The organism is Achromobacter spanius, from assembly GCF_002966795.1.
GTDB classification, from domain to species: domain Bacteria; phylum Pseudomonadota; class Gammaproteobacteria; order Burkholderiales; family Burkholderiaceae_B; genus Achromobacter; species Achromobacter spanius_D.
On sequence record NZ_CP023270.1, the window covers coordinates 5,448,127 to 5,467,914 of the forward strand.

The window sequence follows — 19,788 nt, forward strand, 5'->3', positions numbered from 1 at the left end:
CGCGGTCTACTCCCCGTATCGCGCCTGCAACTCGGCGAACGACGCCAGCTCTCCGGCCAGCGCGCTGGCCATGACCGTCGGCGGGCTGGCCAGCCAGACGCTGCCGGGACCGGATCGGCCCGGAAAATTCCGGTTGATGGCGCTGATCGTCACCTGCGACGCCTCGGTCGACGACCCCGGCCCGCAGTTCGCACATGCGCCGCACGACGGCTGCAGGATGCGCGCGCCCACGGCGGCAAAGGTCTTGTCGTAGCCTTGCGCCACGCAATAGTCGCGCACGGCCGTGGTGCCGTACTGCAGATACAGCGTCACGCCGTCCGGCAGCCGCAGTCCGCGCGCCACCGCCCACGCCAGCACCTGATGGTAGTAGTCGAAATCCTCGCGCTTGCCGGCGGTACAGGAACCGCCATACGCGATGTCGATGCGCGGCCGCGCGATCAGGCTGGATAGGGACACGCCGTTGCCCGGATCGCCGGGCGACGCCACCAGCGGCGACAGCGCGGCACAGTCCACGCGCAGGACGGCGGCGTAGCCGGCGCCCGGATCGCTGCGCATCCACGGCGCGATGCCGGCGTCCACCCCGCGGCGTTCGCGCAGAAAGCGCGCCGTCTCGGCATCGGGCGCGACGATGCCCGTCAGTCCGCCCAGTTCGGCGGTCATGTTGGTCAGCGTGGCGCGCTCGTCGATGGACAGACTGGCGATGGCCTGGCCCGCAAACTCGAACACCTTGCCCACGCCCGCGCCCGCGCGGATCTCGGGCAGCGCCAGCAGATGCAGCACGATGTCCTTGGCGGTGACGCCGGGCGCCGGCGTGCCGTCCAGTTCGATGCGCAGCGACGCCGGCAGCGTCAGCCGCACCGCGCCCGTGACGAACGCGTTCGCCATGTCGGTGGTGCCCACGCCAAACGCCACGCAGCCCAGCGCGCCGCTGTGCGGAGTGTGCGAGTCGGTGCCGACCACGACCTGCCCTGGCAGCGCGTAGTGTTCGGCCATCATGGCGTGCGAAATGCCGGCCACGTTGTCGCCGGTGTCGCGCGCCGCCTCGGCCTCGGTCAGCGTGCGGTGCTGGCGCAGCCCGTAGGCGTCGGCGAAGTCGCGCTGCGCCTGGCACATGGCGCGCACGTTGGGCACGATGCCCGCGCGCACGTGGTTGGGGCTTTCCTCGACGTAGGAGGTGTGGTCCTCGAACACCACGATGCGATCCGGGTCCACCAATCGCAGGGGCCGGCCGAACCGCGCATGCAGCATATGGGCGGCCATGCCGGAGTAGTACTCATGGATGAAGCGCCAGTCCGCGCGCAGGAAGACGCCGTCGCCTTGCTGCGGGTCGCCGGCGGTCGCGGGCGTTTGCAGGAGATGGCGCAGGACGATTTTTTCGAAGAGCGTGCGCGGCGGCTCGGCGGCCATCTCGGCAGATTCAGCGGCAGATTCAGCGGCGGGCGACACATCGCGCAACTGCGCCTGCCCGAACGCCAGCAGACCGCCCGCCTTGACGATCGCCGCGGCCAACGCGTCGCGCCCAGCCACGATCTCGTCAACCGTAATGCGCTCGCCCCCTTGCAGGCGCGCCACCAGCCCCATGTCGGTGCTCGTGTAGAGCCCGATGTTGTCGGCGTTCTGGCGGTAGATGCGCTCGAAGCTCTCGGCGATCACCAGCCGCACGCCGGCGGACTTCTCGGCCATCGGGCTGTGCTCGCGCGACGAGCCCTTGCCGTACCGCTTGCCCGCGACGACGACGTTGATGCCGGACTGCCGGATCGCGTCGATGCCGATGGGCTGACTATCGCCCGCCCGAAAACCCGTGTACGGATACCGGCCCAGTTTCTCGTCGAAGTGAGTCAGGATCGGCACCGGCGTGATCTCGTCGGTGGAGATGTCGTCGCGCAGCGGCGCGGCCTCGGGCAGCGTCAACGCCGCGCCGCCCAGTTGCGCGGCCACGCGGGCCGCATCTTGCGTCAGGAAAAGCAGGCGCGCGGGGGCGTCGAGTACGGTTGCAGCAGTCATGGCATTACGTTCATTCGATGGTGACGCCCGCCGCCTTGACGAGCGTCTGGCTCTTGGTGATCTCGGCGGCCAGCGTCTGCGCCGCCTGCTGCGCCGTGGTGCCTTGCGACACGAAACCCTGCGGCGACAGCGCCTTCAACACCGCCGGCTCCTGCATGGTCTTGTGCGTGGCGGTCTGCAACTTCTGCACGACATCGGCGGGCAGCCCGGCCGGCCCGATCAGCGAGATCCAGGCGTCGTACGAATAGCCCTTCACGCCGGCCTCGTCCAGCGTGGGCACGTTGGGCAGGATGGGCAGGCGTTCGGGCGTGCTGACCGCGAGTGCGCGCAGCTTGCCCGCCTGCACCTGCGCCAGCACGGACGGGGTCGCCAGGAAGGCGACCTGGATCTGTCCCGACATCACGTCGGTGATCAGCGCGTTGCCGCCCTTGTACGGGATATGCATCATGTCCACGCCCGCCTTGGACTTGAGCAGCTCGCCGGCCAGGTGCAGCACGCTGCCCGTGCCGGACGAGCCGTAGTTGATCTTGCCCGGCTGCGCGCGGGCGGCCTGCAGCAGGTCGTCCATCGTCTTGTACGGCGAGTTCTCCGCCACCACGACCACCAGCGGCGTCGTGCCGATGACGGAAATCGGCGTGATGTCCTTGACCGTGTCGTAGGGCAGGCTCTTGTACAGGCTGGGGTTGATGGCGTGGTTGGACGACACGATGGCCAGCGTATAGCCGTCGGGCTTGGACGACACCAGTTGGCGCGTGCCCGGGATGCCCGCCGCGCCGGCCAGGTTTTCCACGATCATGGGCTGGGCCAACGTCTTGCCAAGGTTATCGGCCACGACGCGCGCCACCACGTCGGCGGTCGAGCCGGGTGAAGTGGGCACGATCAGGCGGATGGGATGGTCCGGGTAGCCGGCGGCCGACGCGGCAGCGGCCGCGCACACGGCGCCAAGCGCGAGCGCACAGCTCGCGAGCAATCTGGTGGGGGTCATGATGTCTCCGTATAGGACGCAGCGGGGTCTGGATGCCCCGTACCGGCGATGAACGCGCTTTGACTATACGAAGACGGCCGTCAATGGCGAAGTGTCATCTCGGCAGCCCCGCCATCGCGAATGGCGACGACGGGTTCCGGCGGCGGGTCCCGACGGCGGGTTCCGACGACGCCGGCCGTCAGCCCTGCTGCGCCAGAAACCTGACCAGCTTGCCAGCGGTCGCCGACAACTGCGCCTGATTCGGAAACACGATGCAAAGCTGGCGCCGGGCCCACTCATCGGAAAGGGGACGCACCACCACGTCCAGCGCCTGCAGATACAGCTCGGCGACCTGCTGCGGCATCACGGCAATGCCCAGCCCCGCATGCGTCATGCGGCACAGCGCGTCCAGGCTGGCCACGCGGATCTTCACGGACAGCGTCTTGCCCAGCGCCGCGGCCCGCGCCGCCAGCAGCTGCGTCAACGCGCTGTTCTCGCGCAGGCCCACGAAGGTTTCGTCGGCAATGTCCTGCAGGCTGAGCTGGCGCGCCGACGCCTTGGGGTGCGTGGACGGCAGCATGACCGCCAGCCGGTCGCGGCGGTAGGGCAATTGATCCAGCCCATCGGCGCCCGGGATCTGGTTGCAGATGCCGAAGTCGGCCGCCCGCTCGCGCACCAGGCGCAGGACATCCGGACTGTGCTGTTCTTCCAGGTCGATATCCACGTCGGGAAACAGGCGCTGAAACGCCGCCACGTCCTCGGGCAGGAACTGCACGATGGCCGACAGGTTGGCCACCACCCGCACGTGCCCTTTCACGCCCTCATAGAAGCGCGACAGCTCCGCCCCCATCGCCTCGACGTCGCCGATGATCTGGCGCGCGTGGCGCAGGACGGTCTGCCCGGCGGGCGTCACCGAGACGCCGCGGGTGTGCCGGGCGATCAGCGGCAGGCCGATCAGCGCTTCCATGTCGGCGATGCGCCGGCTGACGGCGGAGGGCGCGATGAACTCGCGCTCGGCCGCCCGCGCGATGCTGTTCTCCTGACAGACCGCCACAAAGAGGCGCAGCGAAGTCAGGTCGAGTTTGCGGAGGATGCTTTCCATGGCGGATCCAGCGGGCGGCGGGGACCGGCCCCCGCATTGACGGGGGATCGTACACCACGCCTTGCGCGATCAGGCCGCCAGCCGCGCCGCGTTACCGCCGCGATACCGCTCCCACAGCGCCGCCTGCTTGCCGCGCGCCTGTTCCACGCTCTTTTCCTTCACATGCCCATACCCGCGGATCGCATCCGGCACGTTGGCCAGTTCCAGCGCCGCGTCGCGGTTGCCGTCGTCCAGTGTGCGGGCGAACTCCTCGGCCAGCGCCAGATAATCGGCCGCAAGCTGACGTTCCATGCGGCGCTCGGCCGTCCTGCCAAAGACGTCCAGCCAGGTGCCGCGCACGCGCTTTAAGGGCGCGAGCAGCCGGAACGCCGATTCCATCCACGCCCCGTACGCCCGCTTTTGCGGTCGGCCCCGCGCATCGCGGCGCGCAAACGCCGGTGGCGCAAGGTAGTAGCGCAGCGCGTAGTCGCGGCCCGGCTCGCCCTCGAACTGCGCGCGCAGCCGATCCTTGAACGCCGGATCGGCATGCAGCCGCGCCACCTCGTACTCGTCCTTGTAGGTCATGAGCTTGGCCAGATTGCGGGCCACGGCGCGCGTGACGTCGTGCCGCTTGTCGCCCAGCGCGGCTTCGCGGGCGCGCACCGCTGCCACGGCCGTCAGATAGCGCTGCGCGTACGCGTCGTCCTGGTAATCGCGCACGTGCGCCGCCAGCCGGTTGACCAGCGCGTCCAGGGTTTCCGGCAAGGCCACCACCCGCTCGGCCGCCGCCGGGCGCAGCGCATCGGCGCCGCGGTGCGCGGCCTGGCGGCCCAGTTCGAAGGCGGCCAGGTTCTTGTCCACCGACACGCCGTTGATCTCGATCGCGCGGTGCAGGCTGCCCAGCGACAGCGGCAGTCCGCCCTTCTGCCACGCATAGCCCAACAGCAGCGGATTGGCGTAGATGCTGTCGCCCAGCAGGGCTTCGGCAAGCGGTCCGGCCTCCAGGAAGTCGACATGGCCGCCGGTGCTCTGCGTCAGCGCGGTCTGCGCCTGCGCCCCCGGGAAGCGCCAGGCCGGCTGCGACAGGAACGCGGCCGTCGGCGCGGCGCTGCTGTTGACCACCGCGCGCCCATGATCGGGCCGCAGGCGCGACAGCACCTCGGGCGACGCCGACACCAGCGCATCGCAGCCGATGACCAGATCCGCCTCGCCCAGCGCAACGCGCGTGGCGTGCAGGTCCTCGGGCCGGTTGGCCAGCTGCACGTGGCTGAGCACCGCACCGCCCTTTTGCGCCAGCCCGGCCATGTCGAGCACGGTCACGCCCTTGCCCTCGATGTGTGCCGCCGCGCCGATCAGCGCGCCGACCGTCACCACACCCGTGCCGCCCACGCCGGCGACCACCACGCGATACGCGGCGCCCGGCGCGATATCGGCGCGCTCGGGCAGCGGGGCCTCGGGCAGCGCGGGCGCGCCGCCCTGCTTGCCGGGCTTGCGCGGCACCGCGCCTTCGGCCGTCACAAAGCTGGGGCAAAAGCCCTCGACGCACGAAAAGTCCTTGTTGCAGGACGACTGGTTGATGCGCCGCTTCGTGCCCAGCGGCGTATCCAGCGGTTCGACCGACAGGCAGTTCGACTGCACTGAGCAATCGCCGCAGCCCTCGCAGACCGCTTCGTTGATGAAGGCGCGCTTGGCCGGGTCGGGATACTCGCCGCGCTTGCGGCGGCGGCGCTTCTCGGTGGCGCAGGTCTGGTCGTAGATCAGCACGGTGGCGCCGTCGATGTCGCGCAGCGCGCGCTGCACGTCGTCCAGCGCCTTGCGGTGGTGGACCTCGATGCCGGCCGGCAAGGTCTGCGCCCCCGTGTATTTGTCCGGCTCGTCCGTCACCACCACCGTCTTGACGATGCCTTCAGCCTGCATCTGCGCCGCGATCTGCGGCACGGTCAGCACGCCGTCCACGGGCTGCCCGCCGGTCATGGCGACGGCGTCGTTGTAGAGGATCTTGTAAGTGATGCGGGCGCGTGCCGCGATGGCCGCGCGGATGGCGAGCAGGCCCGAATGGAAGTACGTGCCGTCGCCCAGGTTGGCGAAGATGTGGCGCTCGGACGTGAAGTCCTTCTGGCCCAGCCACGCCACGCCCTCCCCGCCCATCTGGCTGAAGGTGTCGGTATTGCGGTCCATCCACATCGCCATGTAGTGGCAGCCGATGCCCGCGACCGCGCGCGACCCTTCCGGCACGCGGGTGGACGTGTTGTGCGGACAGCCGGAACAGAACCAGGGCTTGCGCTCTTCGACCAGCGTGGGGCGGCTGGCCTCGCGCTCTTTGGCGTCGATCACGGCCAGGCGCGCCGCGATGCGGGCGCGCAGGGCGTCGGACAGGTCGGCTTTTTCAAGGCGCGCCGCGATGGCCCGGGCGATCAGCGCAGGCGACAGCTCGTAGCGCGCCGGCAACAGCCAGCCGCCACGCGGCGTGGACCATTCGCCGCCGCCGTTCTCGCGCTCGTCGAACTTGCCGAACACGCGTGGCCGCACGTCGTCACGCCAGTTGTAGAGTTCTTCCTTGAGCGCGTATTCCAGGATCTGGCGCTTTTCCTCAACGACCAGGATCTCTTTCAGACCCGTGGCGAACTCGCGCGCGTCCTGCGCATCCAGCGGCCAGATGCAGCCCACCTTCAGCACGCGGATGCCGGCCTGCGCACAGGCCGCCTCGTCCAGCCCCAGGTCGTTCAGCGCCTGGCGCACGTCCAGATAGGCCTTGCCGGCCGTCATGATGCCGAAATGCGCATTGGGCGAATCCAGCACCACGCGATTCAGCTTGTTGGCCCGCACGTAGGCCAGCGCCGCGTACCACTTGTGGTCCAGCAGCCGCGCCTCCTGCGCCAGCGGAGAGTCCGGCCAGCGGATGTTCAGGCCGCCCGGCGGCATGCCGTCTTCGGGCAGCACGATCTGCACGCGCGACGGGTCCACGTCGACCGAGGCGCTGGATTCCACCACATCCGTCACGCATTTCATCGCCACCCACAGGCCGGTGTGGCGGCTCATGGCCCAGCCGTGCAGGCCGTAGTCCAGGTATTCCTGCACATTGGACGGGTACAGCACGGGAATGCCGCTGGCGATCAGCACGTGTTCCGACTGGTGCGCCACCGACGACGACTTGGCGGCGTGGTCGTCGCCCGCCAGCATCAGCACCCCGCCGTGGGCGGACGTGCCGGCCGAGTTGGCGTGCTTGAGCACGTCCACCGACCTGTCCACACCCGGCCCCTTGCCGTACCACATGCCGAAGACGCCATCGCGCTGCGCGCCGGGGAACAGGTTGAGCTGCTGCGAGCCCCAGACCGCGGTGGCCGCCAGGTCCTCGTTCAGGCCGGGCTGAAACACCACGTCGTTCGCCTTCAGATGGCGCTTGGCCTTCCACAGCGCCTGATCCAGTCCGCCCAGCGGCGAGCCCCGGTAGCCGGACACATAGCCCGCGGTGTTCAGGCCTGCCTGCGCATCGCGCTGCTTCTGCATCAGCGGCAGGCGCACCAGCGCCTGCGTGCCGCTCAGGTAAACGCGGCCGGTGGGCTGCGCGTATTTGTCGTCCAGCGACAGGCCATGGGTATCGGCCACGCCGGGGGGTAGAGGGGCGTTCATGGGGTTGTCTCCTGCAATCTGCGGTGCGGGCATTTACGTGTTTTCCGCAGTGTAGGAAGGCGCGAAGCCATCGTATATTCATATATTCGACTAGCTGGTATGTGAAAAACACATGGCTAATGAAGTCACGCTTCGCCAACTCCGGTACTTCGCCGCCGCCGCCCGCACCGGGCGGTTTTCCATGGCGGCGGCCGACGAACACGTGTCGCAATCGGCCGTCACCAACGCCGTGCTGGCGCTGGAAGCGCAACTGGGCGTGCGCCTGTTCGACCGCCACGCGCACGGGGTGACGCTGACGCCCGAGGGCCACAACTTCCATCAGCGCGCGCGCGACGTGCTCGATTCGCTGGATGACGCGCTGCGCGAGCCGGGGTTTCAGCGCTATGCGCTGCGCGGGTCGGTGCGAATCGCGGCCTCGTATACGGTGCTGGGATACTTCCTGCCCGATCTGCTGGCGCGCTTTCGGCGGCGCTATCCCGACGTGGTGCTGGACCTCGTCGACCTGGACCGCCCCGAGATCGAACAGGCTGTGGCGAGCGGCGACGTGGAGCTGGGCGTGGCGCTGCTATCCAACGTCGACAAGCGCGAGCGCTTCGGTCATCACGTGCTGGTGCGCTCGCGGCGCCAGTTGTGGACGGCGGCCGGGCATCCCCTGACGCAGGCGGCCGCGCCGTCGCTGGCCGACATTGCGCGCTATCCGTACATCCTGCTGGAAATGGACGAAGGCGAACGGTCCACGCTGGGCTATTGGCGCAGCCACGGCCTGCAGCCGGACATTGCGTTTCGGACGCGCTCGATGGAGGCGCTGCGGGGGCTGGTCGCGCACGGGTTTGGCGTCACGATGCTGTCGGACATGGTTTACCGGCCGTGGTCGCTCGAAGGCCGCAAGATCGAAGCCGTGCCCATCACCGATGCCGTGCCGCCCATGGAAGCGGGCCTGTTGTGGCATCCGCGCGCGGCCATGGCCAAGCCGGCCGAGGCCTTCCGGCAATTCATGATCTACGCGTGCGGCGGGTGAGGCCGCACTACGACCCGGCTGACCGCTTTCCGCCTACACCAGCACCGCGCCCTTGCGGCGCGTGAACTGCGCCAGCGACCGCAACGCCAGCGCGTGCATGGCGGCCACCGATGGCAGCAGCGTCTCTTCCTTGCGCGTCAGCACGCCGACGATGCGTTCGACCACGGGTTCGACCAGCGGCACGAAAGCCAGCCCACTGCCCGCCGCGGGCCGCGCCAGCACCGGCAACACCGTCACGCCCAGGCCGCCCACCACGCTGGCCAATAGCGAAGCGCGGTTGGACACCACGATGGCCGGGTCATCGATGCCGCTACCCAGTTGGCGATTCTTCAGCGTTTCAAAGGTGGCGTTGCCGATCAGGCGTTCGTCCGCCAGCGCCGCCCAGGTCACCGGCCCGCGCCGCCGCGCCAGCGGATGACTCTTTTTGCAGACCAGGCCAAAGGCGTCGCGCGCCACCGGCGTGAAGGCCACCTCGGCCGTGCGCGGGGATTGTCCGGCCACGCCCACCTGCACGTCGCCCGCCAGCACCAGCCGATGCACCTCGGGCGACGTTTCGTCCAGCGCGCGGATGCGGATGTCCGGGTGGCTGCGCGCATAGCGTTCCAGCAGACGGGGCAGCCATTCGTCCGCCAGCGACGGCATGACGGCCAGCGCCACGGGTCCCTGGCTGCCCATGCCGTATTGCCGCGCCGCATCCAGCACGCGGTCATGCGTGGCCAGCAGCTCTCGGAACAGCGGCGCGACCGCCTGACCCAGCGCCGTCAACTGGGCGCGCTTGCCGGGTTCGAAGAGCGGCGCGCCTAGCTGTTGCTCCAAGTCCTGCATGGCGGCGGACACGGCTGCCTGCGACCGGAACGTGCCCTGCGCGGCGACACGAAAGCTGCCGTGGTCGGCGGCCATCAGGAACTGGCGCAAGTGCTGGATCTTAAGGGGGGTGGGCATTGGGTCGGCCGACTCAAATTCGGATTTCCTGAAGTTAGTTCACGTTAATTTGGTTTGTCAAAAACGCGCGGGGCGTCGAACAATGGACTCGTCATTCATCCCCCAGCTTTCGGAGCAGCGCGTATGTCACTGCAAGTGCGCAAGGTAGTCAGTTACGTCGAGAAAACCCTTATCGAAGGCGGCCGCGCGGCCGATCGCCCGTTGGTGATGATCGTGGCCGCCGCCGTGATCCGCAATCCATGGGCCGGCCTGCCGTTTCAGGAAGACCTGCGGCCCGGCATCCTGGAAGCCGCGCCTCCGCTGGGCGAACTGCTGGTCAGCGAGATCCTGCGCCAGGCCGGGTCGGCGGACAACATCGAGGCCTACGGCAAGGCCGCCGTGGTGGGCACCGCCGGCGAGGTCGAACACGCGTCCGCGCTGATCCACACGCTGCGCTTCGGCAACTTCTACCGCAACGCGGTGGGCGGCACCAGCTATCTCAGCTTCACCAACATGCGCGGCGGTCCCGGCTGCGTGATCTCGGTGCCGCTGATGCACAAGCTGGACGAGGGCCTGCGCTCGCATTACCTGACGGTGCAGACCACCATCAACGACGCGCCCGCGCCGGACGAGATCGTGATCGCGCTGGGTGCAGCGACCTCGGGCCGCCCGCATCACCGCATCGGCAACCGCTATTCGGACCTGAAGGAACTGGAACAGGAAGCGCAGGAGGCGCGCGCAAAATGAACACCCAACGGCGGCGCGCCGGCCGCGGCGAACCTCTGGTTCTGCTGCATGGCGTCGGCCTGGACCACACGCTGTGGGATGATCTGGTGCCTTTGCTGGAGCCGGACTTCGACGTGCTGCGCTATGACCTGCTGGGCCACGGCGCCGCCCCCGCGCTGCGCGGCCAGGCGGACATTCAGGACTTCATCGCGCAACTGGACGCGGAGCTGGACGCCGCGGGCTGGCAGCAGGCAACCGTGCTGGGCTATTCCATGGGCGGCCTGATCGCGGGCGCCTATGCGGCGGCACGGCCCGAGCGCGTCGGCCGGCTGGTGCTGCTGAGCACCGTGTTTCGCCGCACGGAAGAAGAGTCCGTGGCAGTGCGCGCCCGGCTGGCTGCGGCCGCCACGCAGGATCCGAAGGAAGCCGCCAAGGTGTCGCTATCGCGCTGGTTCACGCCGGCGTTTCAGGCCGCGCGGCCCGCGCGCGTGGCGCAGATCGAACAGCGCCTGCTCGACAACGACCGCGAGAGCTTTCTGTCCGCCTACGGGCTGTTCGCGCTGGGCGACCCGCTGCTTTCGCAGGCCGCGCCGGACATCGACTGCCCCGTGCTGGTCATGACGGGCGAGAACGATGTCGGCTCCAATCCGCGCATGACGCGGGAGCTGGCGCGCGCGCTGCCTCGGGCGTGCGCTCGCGTGGCGCCCGAACAGCGTCATATGCTGCCGGTAGAGGAACCCGGCACGGTGGCGGCCGCGCTGCGCAGCTTTGTGTCGGCGCATCCAGCGCAGGCGCAATCCATGCAGACGCATTCCGCAAAGGCCTAGCCGACGACACCGCATCAACCGCAATCCCCAGAACCCGAAATCGTCCGCCCCCACAGAGACGATGCGCGACACCCCGCCACGATGCGGGGACGGAGACAAGACACATGGACCGCAGAACCCTCATCAAGACCCTCGCGGCAATGTCGCTGGCCCCGCTGGGCGCCACCGCCACCCGCCTGGCCGTCGCACGCGAAACGCCCCTGCGCGTGATCGTGCCCTTCCCGCCGGGCGGCGGCACCGACGTGCTGGGCCGCGTCATCGCCGCGTCGCTCGAAGGCGCGCTGGAGCGCTCGGTCATCGTCGAGAACAAGCCCGGCGCCAGCGGCATGCTGGGCGCGGACTACACCGCCAATGGCGCCAAGGACGGCAGCATGCTGCTGTTTGCCGGGCTGGTCCCGTCGGTGCGCTACTACGCCCGGCCGCCCGAAGACGTACTCAAGCAGTTGGCGCCCGTCTGCCCCATCGCGCGTTCGCCCTACATGGTGGCGGTCAACAGCGACCTGCCGGCCAAGACGCTGGCCGAACTGGTGGAGCAAGCGCGGCGCGAGCCCAAGGGACTGACCTTCGGCACCCCGGGCAACGCCACGCCCCAACACCTGGCCACCGAACTGCTGCAGGCCGCGTGCAAGATGGAGATGCTGCACGTGCCGTATCGCGGCACCGGCCCGATGATGACGGACCTGCTGGGCGGCCAGATCCAGGTGGTGGTGGCGACCGTCGCCGCCGTCGAGCCCTACCTGAAGAGCGGCCGCCTGCGCGTGCTGGCTGTGACCAGCCCGCAGCGCCTGCCCAAGTATCCGGACATTCCGACCGTCGCCGAAAGCGGCTTCGCGGGTTTCTCGGCGCAGATCCAGTTCGGCACGTACTGCGCGGCCGGAACGCCCGACGCCACGATTGCGGCCTTGAACCAGGGCATCAACCGCGCCCTGAAGACCGAGTCCGTGCACGCCAAGCTGGCCGAGCAGGGGTTCGAGCCCACCGGCGGCACGCCCGCGCAGTTGCAGGACGCGCTGCTGGCAGAGATCCGGGATGTCGCCGGGCTGGTGCAGGCGGGCAAGGTGCGGGTGGATCTGTAGCCGGGTGCAGGGCGGCACAGGAGGCCGCCCGACTGCTGGATAACCAGCATTTACAGCGGTGTCTCCGCTTGGGCATGCTGCCCAGTGATCCGGCGCAGATCGGGCGAACCCTGGAGACGACATGCCCAGTCAGGAATCCCTGCACTCCGCCCATATCCGCGAAATCGAACAGGTTGGCCAGGGCCTGCCCACGCAGCGCGACGCGCATGTCGTGCGAAGCTGGCTGCGCTGCCTGGATCAGTACCGCCTCGACCCGGCCCACGCCTGCGAGGCCTACATCGTCCCCGACGGCCGCCTGCGCGAACACCGCCAGCAATCCGAGGCCCTGATCGCCATCGCCCGCAGCGGCCTGGACCACCTGTTCCGGCAGGTGGCCGGCCAGAACTACGTGCTGCTGCTGGCCGACCGGCAAGGCGTCACCGTGGAATTCCTGGGCGATGCGCAACAGACCGCCCAACTGCGCAAGGCCGGACTTTATCTGGGGTCGGAATGGTCGGAGCAGCGCGCCGGCACCTGCGCGGTCGGCGCGTGCCTGGAAACCGGTGAAGCGCTGACCATCCACCAGACCGATCACTTCGACAACACGCACACGCCGCTGTCCTGCACCGCCGCGCCCATCTACAGCGCCGACGGAGAGCTGGCCGCCGTGCTGGACATCTCGCTGCTCAGTTCGCCCAGTTTGAAGGCCAGCCAGAACCTGGCGCTGCACCTGGTCAACAGCACCACGCGGCGCATCGAGCTGGCCAACCTGATGGCGCGCACGCGCAATGAATGGGTGCTGCGCTTTGCCCGCTCGCCGGAGTTCCTGGACGTGGATCCGGAGGCTGCGATCTCGCTGGACGGCGCCGGCCGCGTGCTGGGCATGACGCATAGCGGCGCCAAGCTGCTGGCGCGCGCCGCCGGGCTGGACTGGCGCAATCCGCGCGACCTGATCGGCCTGCCGGTGACGCGATTTTTCGACGTGCAGCTGGACGACCTGCCCCAGTACACGCGCGGCCGCGCGCCGCAGGACCGGCTGATCGTCGCGCGCGACGGCGACGCCCTCTTTGCTCACGCCATCGAACCGAACCGCCGTCCGCGCGGCGCCACCGTGGCGGTGCGCGATGCGCCGTCGGCGCTGCGTGGTCTGGACGGCGGCGACGCCCGCATGGCCGCGCTGCTTTCGCGCGCCGCCAAGCTCGCGCGGCAGGGCCTGCCCATGCTGCTGCAGGGCGAAACCGGCGTCGGCAAGGAATACCTGGCGCGCGCCATCCACGACGAAAGCCGCCGCGCGGGCCGCTTCGTCGCCGTCAATTGCGCCGCCATCCCCGAATCGCTGATCGAAAGCGAGTTGTTCGGGTATCTGCCCGGAGCCTACACCGGCGCCGCCCCGAAGGGCCGTAAGGGTCTCATCGAGGAGGCAGATGGCGGCACCCTCTTTCTGGACGAAATCGGCGACATGCCGCTGGCGCTGCAAAGCCGCTTGCTGCGCGTGCTGGCCGAGTCCGAAGTCACGCCCATCGGCGCCAATGCGCCGCGTGCGCTGCGCCTGTCGCTGGTGTCCGCGTCGCACCGCGACTTGGGCGCGCTGGTGCGCGAGGGGCGTTTTCGTGAAGACCTGTATTACCGCATCAACGCCGCCGCGCTCACCGTGCCGCCGCTGCGCGAACGCCAGGACCTGGACTGGCTGATCGCGCGCATGCTGGCGCGGCATCAGGACGAATCCGGCGCGCCCGCGCTGTCGCCCGCCGCGCTGATCGCCCTGAAGGCGCACGCGTGGCCGGGCAACATCCGTGAGCTGGCCAACGTCATCGCGGTGGCTGCCGCGCTGTGCGAACACGGCGTCATCGAGCCGCACGATCTGCCCGACACGCTGGCGCCGGCGTCAGCGGCAGCGGTCGGCAGCCCCGAGGAAGCCGCGCTGCGCGCCACGCTGGCCAGTTGCGCGGGCAATGTATCGGAAGCGGCGCGGCGCATGGGCGTGGACCGTTCCACCGTGCATCGCCAGATGCGGCGCTACGGATTGGCCTCGCGCCGCTGACGCCGCAGTGTTGGCGACAGCGTTACGCCACAGCGTCGCGCCACAGGTGTGGCATCGCGCCACACCTGCACACCCGCCTCGGCCCGCGCGCGCCGGGGCATCCGCCGCCCGACTCACCTGGCATGGCAATTGCATGTTGCTGATTGGCGTCCACCCACCGGTACAGGACGGGACCGCCGCCGGCCGCAAAAGCGTCCGCCACGACAACGACTGCCCGCCTCGGGCAAGGAGACATGACATGCCGATCGACCACGCCGCCGACGCCGCTTTGGACGCGTTGCTCGCGCAGCTGAACACCGCGCTGGGCAACAAGGACATCGACGCCGTCGCCAGGATGTTCCAGGACGAATGCTATTGGCGCGACCTGGTGCTGTTTTCCTGGAACCTGCGCACGCTGGAGGGCCAGGACCAGATCCGCGACATGCTGGAACATCAGTTGCAACAGGTCGAGCCGGTGCGCTTCACCCGCGACGAGGCCGAGGCCACCACCGACGAAAGCGGCCTGCTGCAAGGCTGGTTCCGCGTCGACACGAATCTGGCGCGCGGCTACGGCCACATCCGCGTGAAGGACGGCAAGATCTGGACGCTGCTCACCACGATGTCGGAACTGAAGGGCCACGAGGAACCGAGCGGCGTGCGCCGGCCCATGGGCGCCCAGCACGGCAGCAGCCGCGAGCGCCAGACCTGGCTGGAAAAGCGCGAACGCGAGGCCGCCGAACTGGGCTACGAGACGCAGCCGTACGTGCTGATCATCGGCGGCGGCCAGGGCGGCATCGCGCTGGGAGCCCGGCTGCGCCAGCTCGACGTGCCCACCCTCATCCTCGAAAAGAACGAGCGCGCGGGCGACAGCTGGAGAAAGCGCTACAAGTCGCTGTGCCTGCACGACCCGGTCTGGTATGACCACCTGCCCTACATCCCCTTCCCCGAGAACTGGCCCGTCTTCGCGCCCAAGGACAAGATCGGCGACTGGCTGGAGATGTACACGAAGGTGATGGAGCTGAACTACTGGACTTCCACCGTCTGCGAATCGGCACGCTACGACGAGGACAAGCAGGAATGGGAGGTCAAGGTCGTGCGCGAAGGCAAGCCCGTAGTGCTGCGGCCCAAGCAGCTCGTGCTGGCCACCGGCATGTCGGGCAAGCCCAACGTGCCCAGCTTTCCCGGGCAGGATGAATTCCAGGGCGAACAGCAGCACTCCTCGCGCCACCCCGGTCCGGACGCCTATCGCGGCAAGAACGTCGTCGTCATCGGCGCCAACAATTCGGCCCACGACATTTGCGCGGCGTTGTGGGAAGGCGGCGCCAACGTCACGATGGTGCAGCGCTCGTCCACGCACATCGTGCGCTCTGAAACCCTGATGGACATCGGTCTGGGCGGGCTGTATTCCGAGCAGGCGCTGGCCAATGGCATGACCACGCGCAAGGCCGACCTGACCTTCGCGTCGGTGCCCTACAAGATCCTGGCCCAATTCCAGATCCCGCTCTACGAGCAGATGCGCGAGCGCGACGCCGAGTTCTACCAGAAGCTGGAGGCCGCGGGCTTCATGCTGGATTGGGGCGACGACGGCTCGGGCCTCTTCATGAAATACCTGCGGCGCGGCTCGGGCTATTACATCGACGTGGGCGCGTGCGACCTCATCATCGACGGCAGCATCAAGCTGCAATCGCGCACCGACGTCAGCCGCCTGACGCGCGACGCGGTCGTCCTGACCAACGGCGTCACGCTGCCCGCCGATCTGGTGGTCTACGCCACCGGCTACGGCTCGATGAACGGCTGGGCGGCGGACCTGATCAGCCCCGAGGTCGCGGGCAAGGTGGGCAAGTGCTGGGGATTGGGGTCGGCCACCACCAAGGATCCCGGCCCTTGGGAAGGCGAACAGCGCAACATGTGGAAGCCCACGCAGCAGGAGGCGCTGTGGTTTCACGGGGGGAACCTGCACCAGTCGCGCCATTACTCGCAGTATCTGTCCCTGCAATTGAAGGCCCGCCACGCCGGCATTCCCGTGCAGGTGTATGGGATGCAGGAGGTGCACCACAAGCGGTAGGCGCCGGGGACCCGGGGCGCACGGGCGGCTGCCGGCCCTTGCGCCCCACCCCGGCCGGGGAGTAAATTGTTGACACTTCGACGCGCCGAACGCGCGTTTTTCCGGTTATCACCCCAAAAACGGAACGAATTGTCGACACCATGAGCAAAGTGCTCACCCTGCCGGGCACGCCGCCCCCCGACGGCGAAACCCTGTCGGACCACATCTTCCGCAAGATCCAGTCCGCCATCGTCAAGGGCGAGATCGCCCCGGGCAGCAAGATTTCCGAACCCGAGCTGGCGCGCATCCACGGCGTCAGCCGCGGTCCGCTGCGCGAGGCCCTGCATCGGCTGGAGGGCCAGAAACTGCTGGTGCGCGTGCCGCACGCCGGCGCGCGCGTCGTGTCCCTGTCGATCCAGGAACTGGTCGAACTCTACGAAATCCGCGAATCGCTGGAAGGCACCGCCTGCCGCCTGGCCGCCGAACGCATGCCGCCGTCGGAAATCGACGAGCTGCGCGGCGTGCTCGAAGCGCACGAGCGCGACGAGGCCTTTCAGGCCGGACTGGGTTACTACCAGCAGGAAGGGGACTACGATTTCCACTACCGCATCGTCAAGGGCAGCGGCAACCAGATGCTGTTCCGCATGCTGTGCGACGAGCTCTACCAGTTGGCGCGCATGTATCGCATCCAGTTTTCGACGACGCCCAACCGCCCGCGGCAGGCTTATGCCGAGCACCACCGGATTCTGGACGCCATCGCCGACGGCGACGGCGAATTGGCTGAACTTCTGATGCGCCGGCACATCCGCGCATCCCGCATCAACATCGAACAACAGATCGCGCAAAGCACCCAACAGCGCACGGAGGCATGATGAACAAGTCGTACCGCAAGAACCTGCCCGGCACCCGCCTGGACTACTTCGATGCCCGCGCGGCCGTGGAGGCCATCGCGCCCGGCGCGTATGACGGCCTGCCCTACACGTCCCGCGTCCTGGCCGAAAACCTGGTGCGCCGCTGCGAGCCCGCGCTGTTAACCGACGCGCTCAAGCAGCTGATCGAACGCCGCCGCGACCTGGACTTTCCGTGGTTTCCGGCGCGCGTGGTCTGTCATGACATCCTGGGCCAGACCGCGCTGGTGGACTTGGCGGGTCTGCGCGACGCCATTGCCGACAAGGGCGGCGACCCGGCCAAGGTCAACCCGGTGGTGCCGGTGCAGTTGATCGTGGACCACTCGCTGGCGGTGGAATACGACGGCAACGACCCGGACGCCTTCGCCAAGAACCGCGCGGTCGAAGACCGCCGCAACGAAGACCGCTTCCATTTCATCGACTGGACCAAGCAGGCCTTCGAGAACATTGAAGTCGTGCCGCCGGGCAACGGCATCATGCACCAGATCAATCTGGAGCGGATGTCGCCCGTCATTTACACGCAGAACGGCGTGGCCTTCCCCGACACGCTGGTCGGCACCGACAGCCACACCCCGCACGTGGACGCGTTGGGCGTCATCGCCATCGGCGTGGGCGGCCTGGAAGCCGAGAACGTCATGCTGGGCCGCGCGTCGTGGATGCGCCTGCCCGACATCGTCGGCGTCGAACTGTCCGGCCGCGCGCAGCCCGGCATCACCGCGACCGACATCGTGCTGACCCTGACCGAATTCCTGCGCAAGGAAAAAGTGGTGGGCGCGTACCTGGAGTTCTACGGCGAAGGCGCGTCCAGCCTGACGCTGGGCGACCGCGCCACCATCTCGAACATGGCGCCCGAGTATGGCGCCACCGCGGCGATGTTCTCCATCGACCAGCAAACCATCGACTACCTGCGCCTGACCGGCCGCGAGGACGAGCAGATCGCGCTGGTGGAAAACTACGCCAAGACCGCCGGCCTGTGGTCCGACAGCCTGACCGCCGTGCAGTATGAACGCGTGCTGCGCTTTGACCTGTCGACCGTCGTGCGCACGCTGGCCGGCCCGTCCAACCCGCACCGCCGCCTGCCGGTGTCGGACCTGGCCGAGCGCGGCATCGCCGGCGTGGTCGAGAACCAGCCGGGCCTGATGCCCGACGGCGCCGTCATCATCGCCGCCATCACCAGCTGCACCAACACCAGCAACCCGCGCAACGTGATCGCCGCGGGCCTGTTGGCACGCAACGCCAACCGCGCGGGCCTCGCGCGCAAGCCGTGGGTCAAGAGCTCGCTGGCGCCGGGATCCAAGGCCGTGCAGCTCTACCTGGAAGAAGCCGGCCTCACGCAGGATCTGGCACAGCTGGGCTTTGGCGTGGTCGCGTTTGCCTGTACCACGTGCAACGGCATGTCCGGCGCGCTGGACCCGAAGATCCAGCAGGAAATCATCGACCGCGATCTGTACGCGACCGCCGTGCTGTCCGGCAACCGCAACTTCGACGGCCGCATCCACCCGTACGCCAAGCAGGCCTTCCTGGCCTCGCCGCCGCTGGTCGTGGCCTACGCCATTGCCGGCACGATCCGCTTCGACATCGAGCGCGACGTGCTGGGCGTGGGCGCCGATGGGCGCGAGATCCGCCTGAAGGACATCTGGCCCAGCGACGAAGAGATCGACGCGATGGTCAAGTCGGCGGTCAAGCCCGAGCAGTTCCGCAAGGTCTACGCCCCCATGTTCGGCATCAAGGACGACCGCCAGGCCGCGGTCAGCCCGCTGTACGACTGGCGCCCGCAAAGCACGTACATCCGCCGTCCGCCGTACTGGGAAGGCGCGCTGGCCGGCGAGCGCACGCTGCGCGGCATGCTGCCGCTGGCCGTGCTGGGCGACAACATCACCACCGACCACCTGTCGCCGTCCAACGCCATCCTGATGGACAGCGCCGCGGGCGAATACCTGCACAAGATGGGCCTGCCGGAAGAAGACTTCAACTCGTACGCCACCCACCGCGGCGACCATCTGACCGCGCAGCGCGCCACCTTCGCCAACCCCAAGCTCTTCAACGAAATGGTCAAGAACGCCGACGGCGCGGTGCAGCAAGGCTCGCTGGCGCGCGTGGAACCGGAAGGTCAGGTCATGCGCATGTGGGAAGCCATCGAGACCTACATGGACCGCAAGCAGCCGCTCATCATCGTGGCCGGCGCCGATTACGGCCAAGGCTCGTCGCGCGACTGGGCCGCCAAGGGCGTGCGCCTGGCCGGCGTGGAAGCCATCGTGGCCGAAGGTTTCGAGCGCATCCACCGCACCAACCTGATCGGCATGGGCGTGCTGCCGCTGGAATTCAAGCCGGGCGTTGACCGCAAGACGCTGAATCTTGACGGCACCGAAAGCTACGACGTCATCGGCGTGCGCAAACCGCGCGCGGACCTGACGCTGGTCATCCACCGCCGCAACGGCGGCACCGAACAGGTGCCGGTGACCTGCCGCCTGGATACGGCGGAAGAAGTGTCCATCTACGAAGCCGGCGGCGTGCTGCAGCGCTTTGCCCAGGATTTCCTGGAAGCCGCCTCCGCGACGGACGCCGGCAAACTGGCCTGACCGGCCGTTGT

Annotated in this window: 13 protein-coding genes; 8 read left to right on the forward strand and 5 right to left on the reverse strand. The window is 68.6% G+C overall.

Features of this window, described 5'->3' with window-relative positions; genetic code table 11:
• Positions 1 to 6: 6 nt before the first annotated feature.
• The 4 genes from CLM73_RS24695 to CLM73_RS24710 form a co-directional block, all read right to left on the reverse strand.
• On the reverse strand, positions 7 to 2,004 hold the full coding sequence (locus CLM73_RS24695; protein ID WP_105240667.1) for an aconitase family protein: 1,998 nt from the start codon (positions 2,002 to 2,004) through the stop codon (positions 7 to 9).
• A 10-nt stretch (positions 2,005 to 2,014) separates the two neighbouring features.
• Positions 2,015 to 2,989, reverse strand: a complete 975-nt coding sequence (locus CLM73_RS24700) for a tripartite tricarboxylate transporter substrate binding protein (protein ID WP_199778197.1) — start codon at positions 2,987 to 2,989, stop codon at positions 2,015 to 2,017.
• A 178-nt stretch (positions 2,990 to 3,167) separates the two neighbouring features.
• The gene (locus tag CLM73_RS24705) at positions 3,168 to 4,070 is read right to left on the reverse strand and encodes a LysR substrate-binding domain-containing protein (protein ID WP_105240668.1); all 903 of its coding nucleotides are present in this window, start codon (positions 4,068 to 4,070) and stop codon (positions 3,168 to 3,170) included.
• Positions 4,071 to 4,139: 69 nt separating this feature from the next.
• Positions 4,140 to 7,679 (reverse strand): indolepyruvate ferredoxin oxidoreductase family protein, encoded by a 3,540-nt coding sequence (locus CLM73_RS24710; RefSeq protein WP_105240669.1) that lies wholly within the window; start codon positions 7,677 to 7,679, stop codon positions 4,140 to 4,142.
• A gap of 112 nt (positions 7,680 to 7,791) precedes the next feature.
• Here CLM73_RS24710 and CLM73_RS24715 point away from each other — a divergent pair, with 112 nt between their 5' ends.
• Positions 7,792 to 8,697, forward strand: a complete 906-nt coding sequence (locus CLM73_RS24715) for a LysR family transcriptional regulator (protein WP_056559252.1) — start codon at positions 7,792 to 7,794, stop codon at positions 8,695 to 8,697.
• 33 nt (positions 8,698 to 8,730) lie between these two features.
• On the opposite strand, the gene CLM73_RS24720 is transcribed toward CLM73_RS24715, so the two are convergent.
• Positions 8,731 to 9,639 (reverse strand): LysR family transcriptional regulator, encoded by a 909-nt coding sequence (locus CLM73_RS24720; protein WP_105240670.1) that lies wholly within the window; start codon positions 9,637 to 9,639, stop codon positions 8,731 to 8,733.
• 123 nt (positions 9,640 to 9,762) lie between these two features.
• Between CLM73_RS24720 and CLM73_RS24725 the strand changes: the two genes are divergently transcribed.
• The 7 genes from CLM73_RS24725 to acnD all read left to right on the forward strand — a co-directional run bounded on the left by CLM73_RS24725 (position 9,763) and on the right by acnD (position 19,777).
• Entirely contained in the window at positions 9,763 to 10,365 is a 603-nt protein-coding gene (locus CLM73_RS24725) for an amino acid synthesis family protein (protein WP_105240671.1), read from the forward strand.
• Positions 10,362 to 11,171 carry an alpha/beta fold hydrolase gene (locus tag CLM73_RS24730; RefSeq protein WP_105240672.1) on the forward strand — a complete coding sequence of 270 codons (810 nt, stop codon included), beginning with the start codon at positions 10,362 to 10,364 and terminating at the stop codon, positions 11,169 to 11,171. The genes CLM73_RS24725 and CLM73_RS24730 overlap by 4 nt, the downstream gene beginning before the upstream one ends.
• Before the next feature lie 104 nt (positions 11,172 to 11,275).
• Positions 11,276 to 12,247: a Bug family tripartite tricarboxylate transporter substrate binding protein gene (locus CLM73_RS24735; protein ID WP_105240673.1), complete on the forward strand. Its 972-nt coding sequence runs from the start codon at positions 11,276 to 11,278 to the stop codon at positions 12,245 to 12,247.
• 121 nt (positions 12,248 to 12,368) lie between these two features.
• Positions 12,369 to 14,267 (forward strand): sigma-54-dependent Fis family transcriptional regulator, encoded by a 1,899-nt coding sequence (locus CLM73_RS24740; protein WP_105240674.1) that lies wholly within the window; start codon positions 12,369 to 12,371, stop codon positions 14,265 to 14,267.
• A 238-nt stretch (positions 14,268 to 14,505) separates the two neighbouring features.
• A complete protein-coding gene (locus tag CLM73_RS24745; protein ID WP_105240675.1) occupies positions 14,506 to 16,311 on the forward strand; it encodes an NAD(P)/FAD-dependent oxidoreductase in 1,806 nt (601 codons plus the stop codon).
• Between the two features lie 140 nt (positions 16,312 to 16,451).
• The gene (locus tag CLM73_RS24750) at positions 16,452 to 17,162 is read left to right on the forward strand and encodes a GntR family transcriptional regulator (protein ID WP_105240676.1); all 711 of its coding nucleotides are present in this window, start codon (positions 16,452 to 16,454) and stop codon (positions 17,160 to 17,162) included.
• The gene (acnD, locus tag CLM73_RS24755) at positions 17,162 to 19,777 is read left to right on the forward strand and encodes a Fe/S-dependent 2-methylisocitrate dehydratase AcnD (RefSeq protein ID WP_199778362.1); all 2,616 of its coding nucleotides are present in this window, start codon (positions 17,162 to 17,164) and stop codon (positions 19,775 to 19,777) included. The genes CLM73_RS24750 and acnD overlap by 1 nt, the downstream gene beginning before the upstream one ends.
• The last annotated feature ends 11 nt before the right edge of the window (positions 19,778 to 19,788 follow it).